The organism is Streptomyces triticirhizae (assembly GCF_003696235.1).
GTDB lineage: Bacteria > Actinomycetota > Actinomycetes > Streptomycetales > Streptomycetaceae > Streptomyces > Streptomyces triticirhizae.
The window spans coordinates 13,832-32,674 of sequence record NZ_RFFJ01000049.1; the positions used below are offsets into that span (position 1 = coordinate 13,832).

Annotated in this window: 17 protein-coding genes and 1 pseudogene; 9 read left to right on the forward strand and 9 right to left on the reverse strand. The window is 71.4% G+C overall.

Annotated elements, in window-relative coordinates; genetic code table 11:
* Window positions 1–37: 37 nt before the first annotated feature.
* From EBN88_RS11580 to EBN88_RS11595, 4 genes are all read right to left on the reverse strand, one after another.
* Window positions 38–1,672 carry an FAD-dependent monooxygenase gene (locus EBN88_RS11580; RefSeq protein WP_122183753.1) on the reverse strand — a complete coding sequence of 545 codons (1,635 nt, stop codon included), beginning with the start codon at window positions 1,670–1,672 and terminating at the stop codon, window positions 38–40.
* Complete coding sequence (locus EBN88_RS11585) at window positions 1,669–2,343, reverse strand: HAD family hydrolase (RefSeq protein ID WP_233580606.1); 675 nt, start codon at window positions 2,341–2,343, stop codon at window positions 1,669–1,671. The genes EBN88_RS11580 and EBN88_RS11585 overlap by 4 nt, the downstream gene beginning before the upstream one ends.
* Window positions 2,340–2,786, reverse strand: coding sequence for a cupin domain-containing protein (locus EBN88_RS11590; protein ID WP_122183754.1), 447 nt, complete (start codon window positions 2,784–2,786; stop codon window positions 2,340–2,342). The genes EBN88_RS11585 and EBN88_RS11590 overlap by 4 nt, the downstream gene beginning before the upstream one ends.
* Window positions 2,787–2,847: 61 nt before the next feature.
* A complete protein-coding gene (locus tag EBN88_RS11595) occupies window positions 2,848–3,849 on the reverse strand; it encodes a phosphotriesterase family protein (protein ID WP_122183755.1) in 1,002 nt (333 codons plus the stop codon).
* A 319-nt stretch (window positions 3,850–4,168) separates the two neighbouring features.
* Here EBN88_RS11595 and EBN88_RS11600 point away from each other — a divergent pair, with 319 nt between their 5' ends.
* Window positions 4,169–5,032 carry an SDR family NAD(P)-dependent oxidoreductase gene (locus EBN88_RS11600; protein WP_122183756.1) on the forward strand — a complete coding sequence of 288 codons (864 nt, stop codon included), beginning with the start codon at window positions 4,169–4,171 and terminating at the stop codon, window positions 5,030–5,032.
* Window positions 5,033–5,320: 288 nt separating this feature from the next.
* On the opposite strand, the pseudogene EBN88_RS11605 reads toward EBN88_RS11600, so the two are convergent.
* Window positions 5,321–5,923, reverse strand: a pseudogene (locus tag EBN88_RS11605) (lytic polysaccharide monooxygenase auxiliary activity family 9 protein); the annotation flags it as partial.
* Between the two features lie 658 nt (window positions 5,924–6,581).
* On the opposite strand from EBN88_RS11605, the gene EBN88_RS11610 reads away from it, so the two are divergent.
* Window positions 6,582–7,589 carry a glutathione S-transferase family protein gene (locus EBN88_RS11610; RefSeq protein ID WP_122183758.1) on the forward strand — a complete coding sequence of 336 codons (1,008 nt, stop codon included), beginning with the start codon at window positions 6,582–6,584 and terminating at the stop codon, window positions 7,587–7,589.
* A 31-nt stretch (window positions 7,590–7,620) separates the two neighbouring features.
* On the opposite strand, the gene EBN88_RS11615 is transcribed toward EBN88_RS11610, so the two are convergent.
* Window positions 7,621–8,172, reverse strand: coding sequence for a hypothetical protein (locus EBN88_RS11615; protein ID WP_122183759.1), 552 nt, complete (start codon window positions 8,170–8,172; stop codon window positions 7,621–7,623).
* The gene (locus EBN88_RS11620) at window positions 8,169–8,843 is read right to left on the reverse strand and encodes a hypothetical protein (RefSeq protein WP_122183760.1); all 675 of its coding nucleotides are present in this window, start codon (window positions 8,841–8,843) and stop codon (window positions 8,169–8,171) included. The genes EBN88_RS11615 and EBN88_RS11620 overlap by 4 nt, the downstream gene beginning before the upstream one ends.
* A gap of 399 nt (window positions 8,844–9,242) precedes the next feature.
* Between EBN88_RS11620 and EBN88_RS11625 the strand changes: the two genes are divergently transcribed.
* The 5 genes from EBN88_RS11625 (at window position 9,243) to EBN88_RS11645 (ending at window position 14,377) form a co-directional block, all read left to right on the forward strand.
* Window positions 9,243–10,457 (forward strand): hypothetical protein, encoded by a 1,215-nt coding sequence (locus EBN88_RS11625; RefSeq protein WP_122183761.1) that lies wholly within the window; start codon window positions 9,243–9,245, stop codon window positions 10,455–10,457.
* A 138-nt stretch (window positions 10,458–10,595) separates the two neighbouring features.
* A complete protein-coding gene (locus EBN88_RS11630) occupies window positions 10,596–11,105 on the forward strand; it encodes a SigE family RNA polymerase sigma factor (RefSeq protein WP_122183769.1) in 510 nt (169 codons plus the stop codon).
* Window positions 11,106–11,125: 20 nt separating this feature from the next.
* On the forward strand, window positions 11,126–12,427 hold the full coding sequence (locus EBN88_RS11635) for a hypothetical protein (protein ID WP_122183762.1): 1,302 nt from the start codon (window positions 11,126–11,128) through the stop codon (window positions 12,425–12,427).
* 193 nt (window positions 12,428–12,620) lie between these two features.
* Window positions 12,621–13,277: a hypothetical protein gene (locus tag EBN88_RS11640; protein ID WP_122183763.1), complete on the forward strand. Its 657-nt coding sequence runs from the start codon at window positions 12,621–12,623 to the stop codon at window positions 13,275–13,277.
* Window positions 13,271–14,377 carry a hypothetical protein gene (locus EBN88_RS11645; protein ID WP_122183764.1) on the forward strand — a complete coding sequence of 369 codons (1,107 nt, stop codon included), beginning with the start codon at window positions 13,271–13,273 and terminating at the stop codon, window positions 14,375–14,377. Before EBN88_RS11640 ends, EBN88_RS11645 begins: the two co-directional genes overlap by 7 nt.
* Window positions 14,378–14,522: 145 nt before the next feature.
* Here the strand turns inward: EBN88_RS11645 and EBN88_RS11650 are convergent, their stop codons facing one another.
* On the reverse strand, window positions 14,523–15,119 hold the full coding sequence (locus EBN88_RS11650) for a DinB family protein (protein ID WP_122183765.1): 597 nt from the start codon (window positions 15,117–15,119) through the stop codon (window positions 14,523–14,525).
* Between the two features lie 116 nt (window positions 15,120–15,235).
* On the opposite strand from EBN88_RS11650, the gene EBN88_RS11655 reads away from it, so the two are divergent.
* Window positions 15,236–16,228, forward strand: coding sequence for a helix-turn-helix transcriptional regulator (locus EBN88_RS11655; protein ID WP_122183766.1), 993 nt, complete (start codon window positions 15,236–15,238; stop codon window positions 16,226–16,228).
* Between the two features lie 224 nt (window positions 16,229–16,452).
* On the opposite strand, the gene EBN88_RS11660 is transcribed toward EBN88_RS11655, so the two are convergent.
* A complete protein-coding gene (locus EBN88_RS11660; protein ID WP_122183770.1) occupies window positions 16,453–17,169 on the reverse strand; it encodes a glycoside hydrolase family 11 protein in 717 nt (238 codons plus the stop codon).
* 484 nt (window positions 17,170–17,653) lie between these two features.
* Between EBN88_RS11660 and EBN88_RS11665 the strand changes: the two genes are divergently transcribed.
* Window positions 17,654–18,631, forward strand: coding sequence for an MBL fold metallo-hydrolase (locus EBN88_RS11665; RefSeq protein WP_122183767.1), 978 nt, complete (start codon window positions 17,654–17,656; stop codon window positions 18,629–18,631).
* The last annotated feature ends 212 nt before the right edge of the window (window positions 18,632–18,843 follow it).

The window sequence follows — 18,843 nt, forward strand, 5'->3', positions numbered from 1 at the left end:
AAGAGGGCGTGCGGGAGCGTTTCAACCGCCGTGTCGATCAGGCGGAGACGCGGGGCAGCAGGCTCAACAGGTCGAGGACGCTGGAGACGCCGGCCCGCGCTCCGACGATGCCGTCGGGGCGGATGTAGGCCAGCCATGGCGAGGTCCGTTCCGAACCCAGGGCGGTGTCCGTGGTGCGCGCGGTGTCGCAGCCCGCGCCGGCCGCCTCCGAACGGATGGCGGGCGACGGCGAGTCGGCTGTGGGGCAGACCCACAGCACCCGGGTGAGGCCCGAGGTTCCCCGGCCGCCCAGCCACTGCGCGGCGCGGATGGCGACCTCCCCCGCCGCCTCCCCGCCGAAGGCCAGCAGCACGTGTCCCCCCGACCCCAGGTAGTCGAGGAGCGAGGAGGCGTCCGTGGAGTGCTCGGGCGTGGGGGTCAGGGGGATGTCCGGCACACGCCGGCCCAGGCGAACGGCCTTCGGCACGGCGGAGCTGCCCGCGAGATCGCGCAGGGCGGGGCTGTCGGACAGGTCCAGGTCGAGTTGGGCGAGCTGGGGCAGCATCTGCTTCTCCAGCAGCCCGCGGCGGGACATCGACTGCATCGTCGCGTCCCGCATGGCGCGTGCCATCGGATTGCGCAGCAGCCACATCCTGGTCTGCTGGTCGGCGTTCTTCACCGCCCGCGCGGACGGCGGCTTACGCTCCGGCTCGTAGCTGTCGAGGAGGTCCGGCGGCAGGCCGCGCAGCACGGAGGCCAGCTTCCAGCCCAGGTCGTAGCCGTCCTGAACGCCCGTGTTCAGACCCTGCCCGCCCGCCGGGCTGTGCGCGTGCGCGGAGTCCCCGGCGAGGAAGACCCGGCCGACGCGGAAGCTCGGGGAGACCTTGGCGTGCACGGTGAAGAGGCTGGTCCACCGGCTGCCGGTGATCCGCAGGTTGCCGGGGCCCCGGGCGTCGAGGAGCTGCTGAAGCCGCTCGTCGGTGGGGGCCTCGGTCTGCGCGTCGGAGGGGACGTCGAAGAAGACGCGGTGTTCGCCGCCCGGCAGGGGCACCATCACCAACACCCCGTCGGTGGTGATGTGGTACTGCGCCTCCGCCTCCGGCGCGGGGCCTTCGAGGGGGCCGTCGCCGATCAGGAAGACACGGTCGTAGGTGTGCCCCTCCATGGAGATGCCGATGTCGGAGCGCAGCCTGCTGTGGGTGCCGTCCGCCGCCACGACCCAGGAGAAGTCGGTCCGCCGCGCGCCGGACTGCCCGGAGCGCAGGGCGACGGTGACGCCGTCGGCGTGTGGGCTGACGCCGATGGCCTCCACTCCCCATTCGACCTTGCCACCAAGCTCGGTCAGCCGGTTGCGCAGCGCGGCCTCGGTGACGGGCTGCGGCACGCAGAGCGGCTGGGGGAACGCGGTGTTGGGGATGTCGAAGTCCATCTTGCCGATGCGCTTCTTCCTCGACCAGTAGCTCGCGCCCCGCAACGGCAGCGCCTGGCTGGCGAGTTCGTCGGTGACGCCCAGGCGGCGCAGGCACTCCAGCGCGCCGCTCCACAGGATGAGGGCCTTGGGCAGTTCGCCGGGCCCCTCGCGGCGGTCGACGACGCGGCACGGCACTCCCATGGAGAACAGCGTGCAGGCCGTGGTGAGGCCGGTCGGGCCGGCCCCGACGACCAGCACCTCTTCTGTCGTCGCGGCTGTCATCTCGTACCCCCTGGCGAGTTGATGAGCGGAGTACGGAGCGCCTCGGTGAGCTGGTCTATGGCGCTGTCCGTGTCGGTGAAAAGGACGGAGCGAATGCCGAGCGACTCGGCGGCGTCGCAGTTCTCCTTGGTGTCGTCGACGAACAGGCACTCCTGCGGGGAGGCGCCCAGGCGCTCCAGCAGAATCCGGTAGATCCTGGGGTCGGGCTTGCGCACCCCCTCCTCGTGGGAGTCCACGACGACGGAGAACAGCTCGTCCACCGGCAGCTGCGCACGCCAGCGTGGCCGCCACTCGCGGACGTTGTTCGTGAGCAGCGCGAGCCGGTGTCCCTCCGCGGCGATCTTCCTCAGGAAGAGGAGAAACGGCTCGTTGGGCGTGCGGCCGGCGAACCACAGCTCCCCGAAGGGGCGTTCGCCCAGGACCGCCAGGGCCTCATCGTCCCCGGGCGGCAGCTCGGCGGCGACGCGCTCCACCATCTGCCGCTCGGTGATGGCGCCCACCTCCAGGGCCGCCATCGGCGTCTGACCGTGGCGTTCGGTCGCCGCCAGGAACGCGGTGGCCAGCGCGTCGGAGCTGATGCCCACCTGGCGGGCGAAGGCGTCGAACGTCTCGGACAGCGGATTGGTCAGCACGCCCCCGTAGTCGACGACGACCGTCGTGAACGGGATCACGCGGCGGCCGCCTCGGTCTTGTCGACCTTGGAGGGCTCGACCTCGGGGGTCTCGACCTCGGCGGCCTCCCTGGTCGGCGGTGCGTGTTCGAGCTGGATGCCCACCATCACCAGCTCGGTGTCCCCGATGTTGAACATCTGGTGGCACAGCGGCGCCTCGGCCGGGTTGAACAGGATCGCGTGGGTGGGAAGTTCACCCTCGGCGATGGTTTCGCCCCTGGCGTCGACGGAGCGGACCTTGGCGCCGCTGAGCACCACGGTCGCCCACGGCTTGCGGTGGGTGTGCAGGGGACGGGACTCGCCGGGCGGCACGCGTTCCACCCACGCCTTGACGTGGTCATTGTCCAGGGAGAGCGCCGCGCCAAGCTCCTCCCATGGGCCCTCGGGCGGGGCCTCGGTGTTTTCCGCCGCGAACGGGCACTGGGGTGACGATGGGGTCGTCATGACGGAGATTCCTCCGGTCTTGGTCGAGATCGGTAGGGTGCGGGATCAGTGCGGTTCGGGATCAGTAGGGCGCGTTGCGGGAGAAGACGCGGCGCGGGTTCTCGACGAGCATGGTGTGGATCTGCTCGTCGCTTACGTCCGCCTTGCGCAGTGCGGGGAGCACCTGGTCGTGGAGGTATGTGAAGTTCCAGTCAGGCGCGACCATGTCCCGCTGGTCGGTGGTGAGGTAGTCGAGAAAGCAGGGGCAGTCGTGCGACAGCACCAGCTGGTCCGTGTAGCCCGCGTGCACCAGGGCCGCCACCGTCTCCACCCGTTGCTCGGGAGGGGCGATGAACTCCATGCCGAACCGGTCCATGCCCAGGTAGGAGCCGGCGTCGAGCAGTTGGCGCAGATAGTCGATGTCGTCGGTGTCACCGGAGTGCCCGATGACGACGCGGGAGAGGTCCACGCCCTCCTCGGCGAAGACCTTCTGTTGGAGCGTGCCGTTGCGCGCCAGGGCGTTACTGTGCGTCTGGATCGGCACGCCGGTTTCCCGGTGCGCCTGGGCGGTGGAGCGCAGCACGCGCTCGACGCCTTCGGGCAGGTGCTCGGTCTCGGTGGCGCACTTGAGCACGGAGGCGCGCACACCGGTGTCGCCGATTCCCTGGGTGATGTCCCGTATGAAGAGTTCGGCCATCGGGTCGGGTCCCTCAAAGACGCGCCCCGGGCCGCGGAACGCGAAGTACATGGGCTCTTCATTGTAGGTGTACACGCCGGTCGCGACGACGATATTGAGTTCCGGTAGGCGCTTTGCAACCTCCTTGATGCGAGGTATAAAACGGCCCTGCCCGATGACCGTCAGGTCGACAATGGTTTTGACGCCGCGCTCGGCTGCCGCTCGCAGCATTCGCACGGCATTGTCGATCTGAGCCTGCTCGTCCCAGAGTTGCAGGTTGTTCTGGTGCACCTCCGTGCTCAGGACGAAGATGTGCTCGTGCATGAGCGTTATGCCGAGGTCTTCGACGGGCACCGCTCCGGTAGCCGTATTCACGAGAACGGGTTCCAGCGAATCCGAATCCCCCATAATTTCCCCCAGTAACTCGTTTGCGGTGAGGTGGAATATGCTGGCAGGGGGGGATGTCGGGTGTCAACGAAATGCTGGGATAGGTAGGGGGTGGTGCTGGTAATAGTTGCGTCGGTGACATTGCCAATAAAAGGAAGGGCAGGTAACGGGGAGGTTAGGGGCGCTGGTGATCGCCTTCCCTGACCCGGCCTCGACCACTGGTGCCGGCAGCACCAGTGTCACGGCTACCACCGCGCGAGGCCCTTCAGGCCTCGCGGTGGGTCTCGTTCGCCGTTACGTTGAGTACTGTCGCGTGCTCGACAGGGGAAGGGGCGGTGGAATGAACGGTGGGGATCAGGTGGCGCTGGTCACCGGAGCGACGTCCGGGCTCGGGCGTCAGACAGCGCTGCGGCTCGCCCGGCGCGGCTGGCGGGTGGTGGTGCATGGGCGCGACTCCGGGCGCGTCGACCGCGTGCTGCGCGAGGTGCGACGCGAGGCGGCCGACGGCAGGGGAGAGGGGCTGGTCGCTGACCTGTCCCGCACGGACGCGGTGCACGCCCTGGCCGACCGCGCGCTGGCGTTGCCCCGCCTGGACCTGCTGGTCAACAACGCGGGCGTGGCAACCCCCAACAGCAGTCCCCGTACGCGGCGGGTGACCGACGACGGCCTCCAACTGGAGTGGCAGGTCAACTTCCTCGCGGCCTTCGCGCTGACGCTCCGACTGACCCCGGCGCTCCACTCCGCCGGGGGACGGGTGGTGAACGTCAGCTCCGTCGCCCAGGGCTGGGGGCGCCTGCACTGGGACGACCTGCAACTGGAGCAGCGATTCGACCGGATGACGGCCTATGCCCAGTCCAAGCTGGCGCTGACCACCTTCACCGCGGCCTACGCCCGGCGCATGGGCGGGCGGGGCGTGACAGCGGTGAGCCTGCACCCCGGCATGTGCGCCACGAAGATGGTGCGTTCGACCTTCATCATCGCGCCCCACCGCGCGGGATACGGGGCGGAGAACATCGTCCGCCTCGCCGAGCGGGAGGACGCCGAGCGGATCAACGGGGCCTATTTCCATGAGAAGCGCGCCGTTGACCCCAACCCGGTGTCCGCCGACCCTGCCGTGCAGCGGCGGCTGTGGACGGTGGGGCTGCGGCAGTCCGGCGTCGAGGACCGGCCCGGCGGACTGCCGGAGGACCTGTTTGTGGCCTAGAGGCACTGCCCCGTGAGGTTGGGGATGCGTCGGCGGAAGGTGGCGACTTCGTCGAGGAACTCGTCGGCTGTGCTCACCGGCGGGTGGCGTTCTTCGGCCTCTCTTCAGGGGCGTTGACGATGACGCGCTCGCGTCATCGTCGGTGATCTTCCTGGGGCACCGGGTCGGGGGCCGTCGGACGGGCCCGCCGGGCGATCCCCGGCGGGCCCTCGCCCGCGAACCCGATCACTCGGGTCAACCCGGTTCGGGTGGGCTGGGGTTCGGGTGGGCTGGGTTCAGCTCACCTCAGTTCAGCACCACGTCCGAGCAGGAGTAGAAGTTCTCCTGGCTGTCGGAGCGAATCCAGTGCACATACAGGATGTGCTGGCCGGTCCGGTCGGACGGCAGGGTCACGTTCCAGTAGTAGTGCCCGCCGTCGGAGCCGGCGCCGCCGGACTGGGGCGGGTCGGTGACGCTGTCGATGAGTTCGAGGTCACCCCAGCCCAGGGGCTGGGTGGGGGACCAGCCGCTCCTGGTGATGTAGACGTCGAAGTCACCCGGGTGGGCGGCCCAGTTGCTGTACTTGATCTCGATGGTCGAGCCGGCCCGGAGGCTGGTGGTCGGCCAGTCGGCGCGGGCCGCGTTGTAGGAGGAGAAGTCGTACGGCCCGTTGTGGCCGCCGCTGCACAGCTCCCCGTCCGGGATGTAACCCTGGGTGCGGCCGCCGCCGTTGGAGTCCAGCACGGCGAACCAGTTGTAGAGCGGGGTGGTGCCGGTCTCCGCCACCGCGGCGGCACAGGCCGGGTTGGCCGGGGTGCCGTTCTCGATCATGTCCCGGTAGCAGAGGTAGGTGCGCGACCCTGGCGACATCGCGACGCCGTGGGCCGACGCGGGGGATGGCAGGCTCGTCATCACCAGGGCGATGAGCGCCGTCACCAGAAGGCTCAGGTAACGCGCCCTGCGCAGCGGAGACTTGCTCCGGTCGTTGGGAGGTCGAATGGCCATGTGGGGGGTCCCCTCTAGTGTCCTCCTCGACTCCGGGTCGGACGACCGCCGCTTCCGCGTGGCCGGCCGGCGAACGGCTCACCTGCTCGCCTCCACCGTGCGCGGCTGGGGGGTGGTCGCCTCGAACCGTCGTCGAGGTATACCGCCGTGCATCGTGGGAGCGCTCCCGCAAGCAACGTACCTCCTCCCGGCGCGCCACGAAACCGTTGCGTCCACATGTCCCGTGTGTTCGGGGTCAGTTGGCTTGTTCGTTACGGCCGCCCCACGCGGCGACCGCGCGGACGGCGCCCGCCGATTCGGGGGCGGGGCGCCGCATGAACGCGCCGTGCGCGGGCACGCTGCGTTCGAAGCGGAAGCGCCGGGCGCGGCCGGTCGGCGCCGGCCGACCGGGGCGCCGGGCCCGGCCGTTCCGGCCGTCGCCGGGCGGCGCCGAACCGTTCGGCGCGGCATTCGGCGTGGCAGAGGTGCCCCGCGCCGGCCGGGATGCTCTGATCGCCGGGACGCTCCGAACCGTTGGGGAGCCGGACGGAACCCGACGAGACTGCGAAGGGACGACGGAAGCGGAATGACCGGGTTGGGCGAGGGCAACACCGAGTACGGCCGAAAGAAGTTCAAGCGTTCGCGGAGCCACTTCACCGACCGCATCACCGCCGAGGGCGGGGACGGTTGGCCGGTGGAGGCCGGTCGGTACCGGCTGGTGGTGAGCCGGGCCTGCCCCTGGGCGAGCCGGGTGCTGATCTCCCGGCGGCTGCTGGGCCTTGAGTCCGCGCTGTCGCTGGGCGTGGTCGACCCGATCCAGGACGACCGCAGCTGGCGGTTCACCCTTGACCCGGACGGGCGGGACCCGGTGCTGGGCATCCGCTTCCTGCACGAGGCGTACGACGCGCGGGAGACGGGCTACCCGGGCGGGGTCAGCGTGCCGGCGATCGTGGACGTTCCCACCGGAACGCTCGTGACCAACGACTTCCAGCAGATGACCCTCGACCTCGCCACGGAGTGGACGGCGTCGCACCGGCCCGGCGCGCCGGACCTCTACCCGGAGCGGCTGCGCGACGAGATCGACGAGATCGCCGAGGAGATCTTCCACGACGTCAACAACGGCGTCTACCGCGCCGGGTTCGCCACCGACCAGGACGAGTACGAGGCGGCGTACGCGGACGTCTTCCACCGCCTCGACCAGCTCTCCGCGCGGCTGGCGGAACGGCGTTACCTCGTCGGCGATCACATCACCGAGGCCGACATCCGGCTGTTCACCACGCTGGTGCGGTTCGACGCGGTGTACCACGGCCACTTCAAGTGCAACCGCAACAAGCTGACCGAGGACCCGGTGCTGTGGGCGTACACCCGCGACCTGTACCAGACGCCGGGGTTCGGCGACACGGTCGACTTCGACCACATCAAGCAGCACTACTACCGGGTGCACAGCGGCATCAACCCGACCGGGGTCGTCCCGGCCGGGCCCGACCTGTCCGGGTGGGCCACCCCACACCACCGCGAACAGCTCGGCGGCACCCCCTTCGGCCCCGACGCGACCCCGCCGGGACCGCCCCCGCCGGCCGAGGTGATCCCCTGACCCGGTGCGCCGGCGCGCGGCCGCCGGCGCGCTAGCGCTGGGCCGGCGGGCCGGGCCCGTACGCCTGTCGCTGCCCCGGCCCGTGCCCCGGCCCGTGCCCCGCCTGCGGAACGCCGTACCCGCCCTGCGCCTGGACCCGCTGCTGTCCCTGCGGCTGGTGGTCCTGGGCGAGGGCCGTGAGGAAGTAGTGGAACTCCTGCTGCCAGGCCAGCGCCACGTTCGCCTTCCTGCGGCGCCGGCCGCGCGGCAGCCGGAGGCGGAACCGGGCCTCGCCCTCGCCGTCCCACGTCATGTCGCCGAACATCTCGTGGAACTGCCCGCGCGGAATCGCGTACTTGACCCGCTTGACGCGGTGGAAGACGCGGCCGGTGCGGAGGAACAGGACATGGTGGTCGGTCAGGACGACCGTGTAGAGCCGCTCGACCAGCGTCTCGTAGAGGTCGAGCACCCAGAAGAGGAAGGACGCCCAGAACAGCGTCTCGCCCAACGACCCGACGGACACCTGGAAGACGACCCGGGGGCGCTCCTGCGGGCAGTGTCGCGCGGCGCGTTGGGTGCCCTTCTCGATGATCGTGCCCTTCATGATCGCCGTGCCGGCTCGCCTTCCTTCCGGGACGTGCTCACGGTCTCGGCGGGCGCCGAACCCTCGGGGACGAAGGTAACGGTGTGCAACAGCCGTGCGACAGAGGGCATGTAGGCGTCCCAGTGCCCCGGGTGGGGCGTGGAGAAGGTGACCGTCAGCAGGTGGCGTTCGGGCAGCGACGGGTGGGTGGGCACCGGGATGTGCGCCTGGAGTTCGGCGAAGCGCGGCGTGAACGGGGGCCGGGACGGGTCCTTCCAGGGCACCTCGTAGGCGTGCCCGCCGGTGACCACGGCGGCGGGGCCGCACGGCAGCTCGTACACCCCGCCCGTCCAGCCCTTCCCCTTGGCGGCCACCATCGCGTGCAGCGCGCCCTCGGCGGCGACGCGTGGGTCGTCGCCGTAGTCGAAGCCGCGCACGGTGACCAGCAGGGTCGCCGTGGACGGCTTCCCGTCGATCAGCCGCGGTGAGCTGCCGACGAAGAGCGTCCCCGCCGAGCGGAGCGTCAGGGAGAGCTGGTGCGGCGTGGGTGAGGGCAGCGCCGCGAGGGCGGACTGGGCCTCGCGGGCCTCGATCTCCAGGTCGCGGGCGCGGCGTTGCGCCTCGGGCCTGTGCGCTGCCCAGTCCTCCAGCGCGGAGGCGGCGACGGCGAAGGACTCCCTGGCGGCCGCCACCTTGGGGCGGAAGTCGTCGTCGAAGTTCTCCCGGAACGCCTCGGCGGAACGGCCGCGCCATGGCCGGGGCCCGAGGTGCCGCTCAGCGGGAAGACGATGTCGCCCAGGACGGTGGCGGTCTGTCGCACGTCCTGCGCGATGCCGGAGGCGGTGGGCGCGTCGCCGGGGGCGGCGGTGTCGCCCACGCGGAACGGGCCGGCGGCGGCCCTCGGCGTCGCGCCGCCGTGGGCGGGCCGCCGTCGTCGCGGGCGCCGCCGCGAAAAAAACTTTGGGAATGTCTGCGACATGCGCCGTGGGTCAGCGCGTCTTTATGGGTGACGGGGCGAGAGACGCGGGGGACGCGCTCGCCGGAGGGCCGGAAGGCCCGAGCCGATGAGAGCCACGAGGGAGACGTAGCGCATGAGCAAGCACAGCGGGGAGACGGTCGAGCGGCGGTCGTCCAAGCGCCGGTTGGCGTTGATGGCCGCCGTGGCCACGGCGGCGATGGCCACCATGGTCGCCGCCTCTCCCAGCTACGCGGAGACGGGGAGGCTCGCTGACCCGTCGGCGGACGAGGGACAGGTCCCGCAGACGGGCGAGGAGTTGGTCGCCACGCTGACGGAGCTGCTTCCGCAGGAGCTGGAGATCACGGAGTCCGAGGGCTTCGGACTGGACGAGGGGCCCGATGTCAGCGCCTCCCTGGTGGCCGAGGACGGCACGGGCGGCACCACGTTCGACCTGAGCGCCTTCCGCATCCCGACGAACGACTGGCGGGAGGTCGCCGGCTGCCAGGGCTTCGGGGAGCCGGAGCCGGGTGACGAGAGCTTCACCTGCGAGGACACGGAGTTGCCGGACGGCTCCATCCTCTCCTATGTCACCTGGGACTACTCGGACGAGGGGGAGGTCGAAGAGCCCTTCCACCAGCGGGACTGGGAGGTCTGGCTGGAGGGCCCGGGCGGGGACGGCCCGGAGGAGCCGGGCGGGCGCACGGTGGTGCTCTCCGAGGGCAAGGAGCTGTCGGGCCTGGAGGACCCGGACTCCTACACGCCCCCGGTTGATTTCGAGCAGCTCGCCGAAGTCGTCCAGGCCCCGGTCTGGCAGCAGGTGTTCGACGCGGCCGACGAGCAGTGGGGTCCGCCGGAGGACTGGGAGGACCCGTCCACCGACATCCCGTCGGCCGAGCTGCGCTCCACCTTCCGTGCCCTGGCCCCCGAGGGCCTGGAGATCATCGACGGCACCGACGACGACCCCGGCCGGGCGATGCTGACCGTCGACGACGGGAACGGCCCCGGGCTGGTCGACATCACGACCGCCACGCCGATCGAGGCTCCGGAGGAGGAGCCGTCGGCCGTCACTCGCCTGTCCCCGGATGACGCGGCCGACGAGCCGCAGTGCGAGGAGGAGGAGCTGGCGGACGGCACCCTGCTGTGGTTCTGCGACTGGGCGGCCAGCGAGGATGACCCGGTCGCGCTGAGCTGGGCCGTGGTGACCTACCCCGACGGCAGTGGCCTCGACATCACCTCGTGGAACATGGAGGACTGGGAGTCGGAGCCCAGCCGGGTTGACACCCCGCTGAGCGCGGCGGAGTTGGCCGAGATCGTGATCGCCGACGAGTGGCGGGCGCTCTTCAGCTGATGCGGCTGACCTCGGCCGGCGGTCGAGGAGCCGACACGGGTGGCGCCACCGGTTGGCGCCGCCCGTGTCACCATCCCAGTGGCCCGGGGGCGACCATGGACGTCCCCGGGCCGAGAGAGCAACAGCCAGGGGGACGTGATGGGGCGGCGGGACGAGGAGTCTTTTCGCCAGTTCGCCGAGAGCCGCAGCCCGGCGCTCTACCGGTCTGCGTGCCTGATGGCCGGTGGGGACATCCATCTCGCCGAGGATCTTGTGCAGGAGACCCTCGGCCGGATGTTCACGGTGTGGAACCGCAGACGCTGCATCGAGAACCCGGACGCCTATGCGCGCAAGGCGCTGGTCCGGGTCTGCCTGACGCACCGCAGGCGACGCAGCAGCCAAGAGCAGCCGGCCCCCTGGCTGCCGGATCGGCCCGTGGAGATAGGGGATTCCTCGCTTCGGGTCACCCTGCTCCAGGCTCTTGCCACCCTTCCACCCAAGGACCGGGCCGTGTTGGTCCTGCGGTACTGGGAGGACCTGAGCATCGAACAGACGGCGGAGGCCATGCGTACCAGCTCCAGCGCCGTCCGCTCCCGCTCCAGCCGTGCGCTGGCCAAGCTCAGAGCCGAGCTGGGCCAGACCAGCTTCTCCGAACTGACCGCCGTCTGACAGGCGGAAGGGGACTCTCCATGACCAACGAGCCAGGCACCGACCGACCGACCTCCTTCGAGTCAAACTCCTCCGAACCGACCCCGTTCGAGCGGGAGTTGGCCGCCACGCTGCGCGAGGCCGGCAGCCGGTTCGAGCCCCCCGTCCCTGGGGTTCTCGCGGAGCACGGCCTGCGACGCGGCCGGGCCAGGCTGTGGCGCAGGCGGGCGGCCACCGTCACCGGCGCCCTGGCCGTCGCCGGGATCGCCGTGTTCGCCGCCCAACTCCCCGGCGGCATCGGCCGCGCGGACGACCGGGGCGGCGAGGAGACGCCCGCGGCCGCCGCCGTCCCCGAGACCGACGCCGAGCTGATCGCCGCCCTCACGGAGCTGCTCCCCGACGAGGTCTCGGTCTCCCGGACGCAGGCGGTCGGCGTCAACCGCTCGGGGGACCCCAGCGTCTCCGCAAGGGTCAGCACGGGGGACGTCGCCTTCGTCCTCAATGTGACGCTCGCCCGCTGGCAGACGGACGAGGACGCGTTCGAGACGGGCTGCACGGAGGCGGACGCCGAGGAGGGAATGCGCTGCGAGGAGGCCCAGTTGGCGGACGGCTCGGTGCGGACCCTCCTGGAGCGCGAGCAGGTCAGTGACGAGGACGGCCTGGGCAAGGCGGGCGCCTACCCTTCCTGGACCGTGTGGGTGGAGTCCCCCACCCGTTGGGGTTCGGACGAGGGGATGCGGCAGCTGTCCGTCTCCCTCTCGGCCGAGGAGCCCGGGGCGCTCCCGGAGAACACGGTTCCGCCGCTCAGCGAGACCGAGTTGATACGGCTCAGCGAGGCTCCCGTCTGGGAGGGGCTCTTCGACCGGGCGGACGCGCTGCATGGCGCCCCGGAGGAGTTCGACGACACCGTCGGGAGCGACGCCGGCGTGATCACGGTGGACGTTCCGCCCGCCGATCTCCAGGCCCTCTTCCGCGCGTTGGCGCCCGAGGGGCTGGACATCACCGATGTCCCGTCGAACGATCCGGGCAGCGCCTCCCTGGCCGTCAGCAACGGGACCGACGTGGCCAATGTCGAGATCAACACCTACCCGCCGGGCAGCTTCGGCGGCGGGAGCGAGGGGCAGGACCCGGCCTGCGTCTCCGAGTTCCTGGAGGACTCCACCCGAGTGGACATCTGCCCGACCGGCCCATCGGAGCGGGGCGTCTATGCCGACGTCTACTACCCCGACGGCGCGTCGATCGACATCTATGTCACCCCCAGGGCCGCTTCCACGTTGCCCTTCAGCACGGAGACGTTGCGCGCCATCGCCAGTGCCCCCGAATGGCCGGCCCTGCTGCGGTGACGAGCGGCCCCGGAGCGCACCGGCCCGGACCGGTTGGGCCCCCGGGTCCACCACGGAGGCGGCCCGGGCCCGCCCCCGTGGCGAGGGGCACCCGGAACTCACCCCGTTCTCAACCTGTTTGAACCCTCCCCGGGGCGACGGTCGCTTCGTAAGCTGAACGGGGAACCTGCTCTCAGCCATCCCCGGAGCCGCCGTGAAGCGCCGAACACGACCGCGACTCGCTCTCGTCGTCGGCCTGGCGACGGCCTCCCTGCTGCTCACCGCCTGCGGCGGGGACGACGGCGGCGAGGAGGAGATCCCGGGCGTTGACGCGGCCGGCGAATCCCCGGAGGCCGAGAGGGAGGACGAGGGCGCCACCCCGGACGACGGCATCGAGCGGCCCGAGATCGCGTTGCCCGACGAGGTGACCAACGTCTTCGAGGAGGTCGCCACCGACGACCCCGTGGAGTTGGCCGTGCTGGCCGACCACGAGCGTCGGGTCAACTCCCTCGACGAGGCCATCACCAGCGGCGACCTGGAGCGCCCCGCGCTCGGCTTCTACTCCTCCGGCGAGGCGTTGACCTCGGCGGTCGAGTGGATCGAGTCCCTCGTCGAGAACGACGAGAGCTTTACCGGCACCACCCGTTACTACGACCGGGAGGTGACCGTCGACGAGGAGGCCGGCCGCGCGACGGTCCGCTACTGCATCGATGCCAGCGAGTCCCTGACCACCGTCCGCAGCACCGGCGAGGTCGATCCCGACTCCGGCGTGACCGCGAGGGTCCACTACCTGACCCAGCTGGACCGGAACGAGGCCGGAGTGTGGCAGACCACCGAGGCAGTGGCCGACCCGGAGACGGACAGATGTTGAGCCAGCACCCCCTACCGGATGAGGGACGCACCGCTGCCCGGAGCCCGGGGCGCCCCCGACCCGCCGCCGCGCTCCTGTTCACCCTGGGCGCGCTGCTCGCCGCCCAACTCGCCCACGCGCCACAGGCGTCGGCCGAGGAGGAGAACCGGGGCCGCTTCAACAGGAACACCGAGGACACCTCAGGCCAGGGCGGCGGCGACGACCGTGGCCTGAGCGCCCACGCCGGCATCACCATCACCACGCGCGGCGGCAACACAGGCGGCGGCGGGCCGATCAGCAGCGCCGACACCTCCTGGACGCCACCGCCCTGCTACTACGCCCCCACCTACACGCCCACCGAGTTCAAGCAGAGCTTCGAGGACTACCTGAACAACACCCCGCTGCACTCCGGCAAGGGCGAGGCCGCGCGGATGCACGAGGAGGCGTACGGCGAGGACAGCGAGTACAACGACCACAACCTCGACCGCGAGGGCGAGGGCATGTGGTGGACCAGCGTGATCAACACGGCGTCCAACGACCACGAGGGCCAACTGGCCTGCGACGAGCCGACGTTCTGGGTGGACTTCGGCGACGCCCCGCCCGACATCCCGGGCGTTCCCACGCCCGAGCTGTTGGCCGAGCTGGCCTATGCCAACACCCGGGTGCCGGAGACCGCGATCGAGACCAACCCGGAGGCCGAGCACACCGTCAACCTGCCCACCTGGATCTGGCTCGACGCGGCGGACTACCAGCCGGTCGAGGTCACCGCCCAGGTCGAGGGCTACGACATCTGGGCCACCACCCGCGCCGAGCCCAGCGCCCTCACGATCCGCCCCGGCACCGAGGACGCCTCGCTCCACCCGTCCTCCGGCACCTGCCCGACCGGCGACGGCGGCGCCATCGGCACGCCCTTCCCCGGCGGGGCCCCCGAACAGGCGCCGCCCTGCGGGGTCACCTATCTCCGCGCCACCCACGCCACCGGCCCCTACCAGCTCTCCGCCGGCCTGACCTGGAGCGTCGCCTGGCAGGGCTCGGGCGGCACCGGCGGCGACCTGCCGGACGGGACCTACACCACCGCCCAGGACGTCGAGGTCCAGGAGATCCAGACCATCGTCCGCTGACCCGACCGCCGGGGCCTTTCCGTCGACTCGACCGCCGGGCCTCCCCGCCGACGCGGCCGTTGGACCACCCCGCCCGTGCCTTTCCGCCCGTGCGGCCGGGCTCAACTCCGGTGCGCGGCGGCGGAGTCGAGGCGCGGGAGCCCGTTCAGGCCATGCTCAGCGCGCCGTCCAGGGACTCGCGGATGATGTCGGCGTGGCCGGCGTGCTGGGACGTCTCGCCGATGATGTGCAGCAGGACCCGCCGGGCCGACCAGCGCTTGTCCTCCTCGAACCAGGGCGCCGACGGCAGCGGGTGCGAGACGTTCAGGTCCTCCAGGGTGGCGACCAACTCGTCGGTGCGTCGGGCCACTTCGGCGTACTCCGCCAGCACCCCCGCCAGGGTCTCCTCGGGCAGCAGCCGGAACTCGTCGGCCCGTTGGGCGAAGTCCTCCTCGGTCATGGCGGAGAAGTCGCCCAGCGCCGAGGGGCCCTCCACGATGAACTCGGCCCAGTTCCGCTCGGTGGCGCTCACATGCTTGACGAGGCCGCCCAGGGTCAGTTCGCTCGCGGTGGTTCGCTGCCTGGCCTGATCGTCGCTGAGCCCCCGCGTGGTGAACCGGAGGAAGTGCCGCTGGTGGGCGAGCGTCTCCAGCAGGTTGGCCCGTTCCCCGTCGAGCACCCGTCCCGCGTCCGAGCCGGTCGGCTCCGGGCCGCCCGTCGTCGGGGTGGTCTGCTCCGGGGTGGTCTGCTGCGAGGTGGTCATGGGTCTTCCGCCTTCCACGGTCGGGCGCCGGGGCTTTTCGTTTCCGCCGATCTGTGATCAGACTAGAAGTCCTAGCGGTCACTTTCTGTCCGCAATCCTCGGAAGACTGTGGACACATGGCCAACACCAGCACCCGGACCCTGCGGCTCCTGTCCCTCCTCCAGAACCACCGCCACTGGTCGGGAACCGAACTGGCCGAGCGGCTGGGGGTGTCCGCCCGCACCCTGCGCCGCGACGTCGACCGGCTGCGGGAGTTGGGCTACCCGGTCGAGGCGCGGCGCGGCGTCGAGGGCGGCTACCAACTGGCCGCAGGCGCCGCGTTGCCGCCCCTGGTGATCGACGACGACGAGGCCGTCGCCCTGGCCATCGGCCTGCACATCGCCGCCCAGGGCGCGGTGGAGGGCATCGCCGAGTCCTCGGTGCGGGCGCTGGCCAAGGTGGCGCGGGTGATGCCGGCCCGGCTGCGGCGCAGGGTGGAGGCGCTGCGCGCGGTGACCGAGGCGGCGGAGTGGGGCGGCGCCGGCCCGGCGGCCGTCGATCCGGCCGCGCTGACGGTGGTGGCGTTGGCCTGCCGGGACAACGAGCGGCTCACCTTCGACTACACGGCGGGCGACGACCGCCGGTCCCAACGGCGGGTCGAGCCGCACCGGTTGGTCTCCCTGGGCCGCCGCTGGTATCTGGTCGCCCACGACCTGGACCGGCAGGACTGGCGCGTCTTCCGCCTCGACCGGCTGACCCGCCCCGTGGCCGACGGCGGCCGGTTCCGGCCACGCGAGCTGCCGGCGGAGGACGCGGCCGCGTTTGTGCGGGCCCGGTTCAGCGAGCCGTCCGCGCCGTACGAGGTGGAGGCCGTCGTCGAGGCGCCGGCCGCGACCGTGCGCGGCCGCATCGGCCGCTGGAGCACGGTGGAGGAGATCGACCCCGAACGCTCCCGGGTGCGGATGAGCGTCAACTCCCTGGAGTGGCCGCTGATGATGCTCGGCGCCCTGGAGGCCGAGTTCCGGGTCGTCCATCCGCCCGAACTCCACGCCGCCGTCGCCTCCTGGGCCGCCCGCTTCGCCCGCGCCACGGCCACCCGGCCCAACCCGCCGACCCCGTCCGCGCCCTGACCGGGCACACCGCCCGCCCGCGAACACCGCCCGCCCGCGAACACAGCCCGCCGCGAACGCCGCCCGGCGGGGAAGTGGCGCGGCGACCTGGGCCGCCGCGCCACCCGCACACACCCCCGGGGTTGCCCCCGAGGCCCTCAACGGGCCGAACGCCCGCCGCTCACCGGGCTCTTCGCCCCGCCGTTCTCCGAACGCGCCTCGGCCCGCCGTTCTCCGAACGCGCCTCAGCTCACCGTGATGTTGGAGTTGCCGCTGCTCTGGTAGCCCTCGGTCGCCATGATCATGTAGTAGCGGAAGTCACCGAGGTTCATGCCCGCGTTGGCCCAGGCGTCGAAGTGGGCGCCGGTGTTGATCGAGCCGCCGACCCGCTTCGACTGCCGCGTCGACCAGTACTGCGGGAAGGTCTGGGTGCCCTCGACCGACGGGGCGTTGTAGCGCATCGTGTGGTAGATGTCGTACGTTCCGCCGTCGGCGTTGACCGTGCCCCGGTGATCACCGGTGGGCCGGTAGGTGCCCCAGCTGTCCACGATGTAGTACTCGACGAGCGGGTTGGACGTCCAGCCGTAGAGGCACAGGTAGCCGTTGCCGGACGGGTTGAAGGAGCCGGAGTAGTTCACCGTGCGGCGGCTGCCGTTGGCCCAGCCCTTGCCGCAGACGAAGTTGCCGGTGTTGCTCCACTGGGTGCTGTACTGGCCGCCGTTCCCCATGGTCATGGAGACGGTTCCGTTCGAGTCGGTCCAGAACGAGAAGTAGTAGCCGTTGTGGGTGCCCTCCTGGTTGTCCGTGATGGTCTGCGCCTGCGCGGTGCCGGGCAGCGTCAGCACCGAGGCGGAGGCCAGCGCCAGGGCGCCGGCGCCGCCGATGAGGGTCCTGCGGCTGATCCTGGGGGTGGGGGCTTCGTCCCTGCTCGGGTCCCCGTTCCCGTCCCTGCGGTTGCTCATGTCCATGCCGTTCTCCCTGTGTGAAGGCTGGCGGTGGCCAGGCGGCGCGAGGCGACCCCGGCCGCTACCCGCGCGGGGGCGGGTCGCGGCCGACCGCGCGTTGACGTCCCGGGCAACGCGGCGGGGCTTGGCCGGTCGTCGTGCGGCCCGCGACCGGAGAGGCCGGGCACACGGTGAAGTGGCCCGGATCGACGGGGTGTTGGCCGGCCAACGACCCGCTGTCGATGCCATGACAATGCTCTGGAGCTGTCGGGCTGTCAACAGTTACCGCAAGGTTCCCGGAAGAAATTCCCGCGCGGATGGGAGCGCCCCCATGGCGGTGATCGCTGGTCAGTGGCTCAACGGCGAGGCGTTGCCGCAGGGTTGACGGGCGGGTTCCGTCTCTCGTGCCGAGAGTCCGCAGGAATCTCACCGAAAACTTCCGGAAACCTTCCGGATCATGGGCGGGTTCCGCTGTCAGCCGGTGACGGCATAATCACGAACCATGACGACCAGGGACTGGACCGTGTCCGAGATAAGCAAGGACCTCCACGCGTGGCTGCCTCCCCGGCGTGGCTGGGGGCTGGCGAACTGCGGCCTGTTGATCTCGCCCCGCACCGCGCTGTGGATCGACACCCCCTACGACCCGGTGCTCGCGGGCGAGTTCCTCGACCGCAGCCGGGCGCTGTTGCCGGAGGGGGTGGCCATCGACCGGGTGGTCGTCACCCATGGCAACGGCGACCACTACTGGGGCGCCGGGGTCGTTCCCGAGGCGGAGATCATCGTCACCCGGGGCGCGCGCGACCAGATGTGCTTCGAGCCGCCGCCCCAGCAGCTGCACGCGCTGGTGGTCGGCAGCGACCCGGAGACCCCGCTGGGGGCGTATCTGCGGCGCCACTTCGGGGTGTTCGACTGGGCGACCACGGAGCCGGTCCAGCCGCACACCTTCTTCACCGGCGAGCTGGAGCTGTCCGTCGGCGACTACCCGGTGCGGCTGTTCTCCCTGGACCCGGCGCACACCTCGGGCGACCTCATCGTCCATCTGCCGGCGCAGCGCGTGGTGTTCACCGGGGACGTGGTCTTCGCCTCCACGCCGGAGCGGCCCGGGGACCACCCGGTGCACTGGGCCGGCCCGTTGAGCGGGGTCGTCGCCGCCTGTGAGCGGGTGTTGGCCACCGAGGCCGAGGTGTTCGTTCCCGGCCACGGCCCGGTGCTGGACCGGGCCGGGGTCCGCGCGCACATCGCGTATCTGGAGCAGGTGCGGGAGCGCGCCCACGCGCTGCACGCGGCGGGGGTGCCGGCTCCCGAGGCCGCGCGCCGGGTGATCGCGGAAGGAATCGCTCCGGAACTGGAGTTGCCTGAGCGGCTGGTGGTGACCATCGGCACCGAGTACCGTCACCTCGATGGCACCCAGCGGCCCGGCATTCTCGAAGTGATGACCGAAGTCGCCTTGCTGGCCCATGAGTTGAGGTCCGGCGGCTGAGCGGGTCGAGGTGGGCGCCGGCCGGAACGGACCGGTGAGACGGAGGACTCATGACGGGGGTGGTGCTCGCGGCGCTGACGGTCGCGCTGGCGGTGTTCGTTGGCGCGCTGTGGTCGCGCGCCCGTGACCTGCGTCGGCTGCGCGCCGCCGAGGCCGACGCCCGGGCGGCCCGGGCCCACGCCCGGGACGTCGAGGCCCGCGCGGCGGCGGCC

What these genes read in the sequence shown, in the direction of transcription:
- EBN88_RS11635 (WP_122183762.1), top strand. Translation starts at nt 11,126, where the DNA reads ATGACCAACGAGCCAGGCACCGACCGACCGACCTCCTTCGAGTCAAAC.
- EBN88_RS11600 (WP_122183756.1), top strand. Translation starts at nt 4,169, where the DNA reads ATGAACGGTGGGGATCAGGTGGCGCTGGTCACCGGAGCGACGTCCGGG.
- EBN88_RS11625 (WP_122183761.1), top strand. Translation starts at nt 9,243, where the DNA reads ATGAGCAAGCACAGCGGGGAGACGGTCGAGCGGCGGTCGTCCAAGCGC.
- EBN88_RS11660 (WP_122183770.1), bottom strand. Translation starts at nt 17,169, where the DNA reads ATGAGCAACCGCAGGGACGGGAACGGGGACCCGAGCAGGGACGAAGCC.
- EBN88_RS11580 (WP_122183753.1), bottom strand. Translation starts at nt 1,672, where the DNA reads ATGACAGCCGCGACGACAGAAGAGGTGCTGGTCGTCGGGGCCGGCCCG.
- EBN88_RS11650 (WP_122183765.1), bottom strand. Translation starts at nt 15,119, where the DNA reads ATGACCACCTCGCAGCAGACCACCCCGGAGCAGACCACCCCGACGACG.
- EBN88_RS11665 (WP_122183767.1), top strand. Translation starts at nt 17,654, where the DNA reads ATGACGACCAGGGACTGGACCGTGTCCGAGATAAGCAAGGACCTCCAC.
- EBN88_RS11595 (WP_122183755.1), bottom strand. Translation starts at nt 3,849, where the DNA reads ATGGGGGATTCGGATTCGCTGGAACCCGTTCTCGTGAATACGGCTACC.
- EBN88_RS11590 (WP_122183754.1), bottom strand. Translation starts at nt 2,786, where the DNA reads ATGACGACCCCATCGTCACCCCAGTGCCCGTTCGCGGCGGAAAACACC.
- EBN88_RS11615 (WP_122183759.1), bottom strand. Translation starts at nt 8,172, where the DNA reads ATGAAGGGCACGATCATCGAGAAGGGCACCCAACGCGCCGCGCGACAC.
- EBN88_RS11630 (WP_122183769.1), top strand. Translation starts at nt 10,596, where the DNA reads ATGGGGCGGCGGGACGAGGAGTCTTTTCGCCAGTTCGCCGAGAGCCGC.
- EBN88_RS11655 (WP_122183766.1), top strand. Translation starts at nt 15,236, where the DNA reads ATGGCCAACACCAGCACCCGGACCCTGCGGCTCCTGTCCCTCCTCCAG.
- EBN88_RS11610 (WP_122183758.1), top strand. Translation starts at nt 6,582, where the DNA reads ATGACCGGGTTGGGCGAGGGCAACACCGAGTACGGCCGAAAGAAGTTC.
- EBN88_RS11645 (WP_122183764.1), top strand. Translation starts at nt 13,271, where the DNA reads ATGTTGAGCCAGCACCCCCTACCGGATGAGGGACGCACCGCTGCCCGG.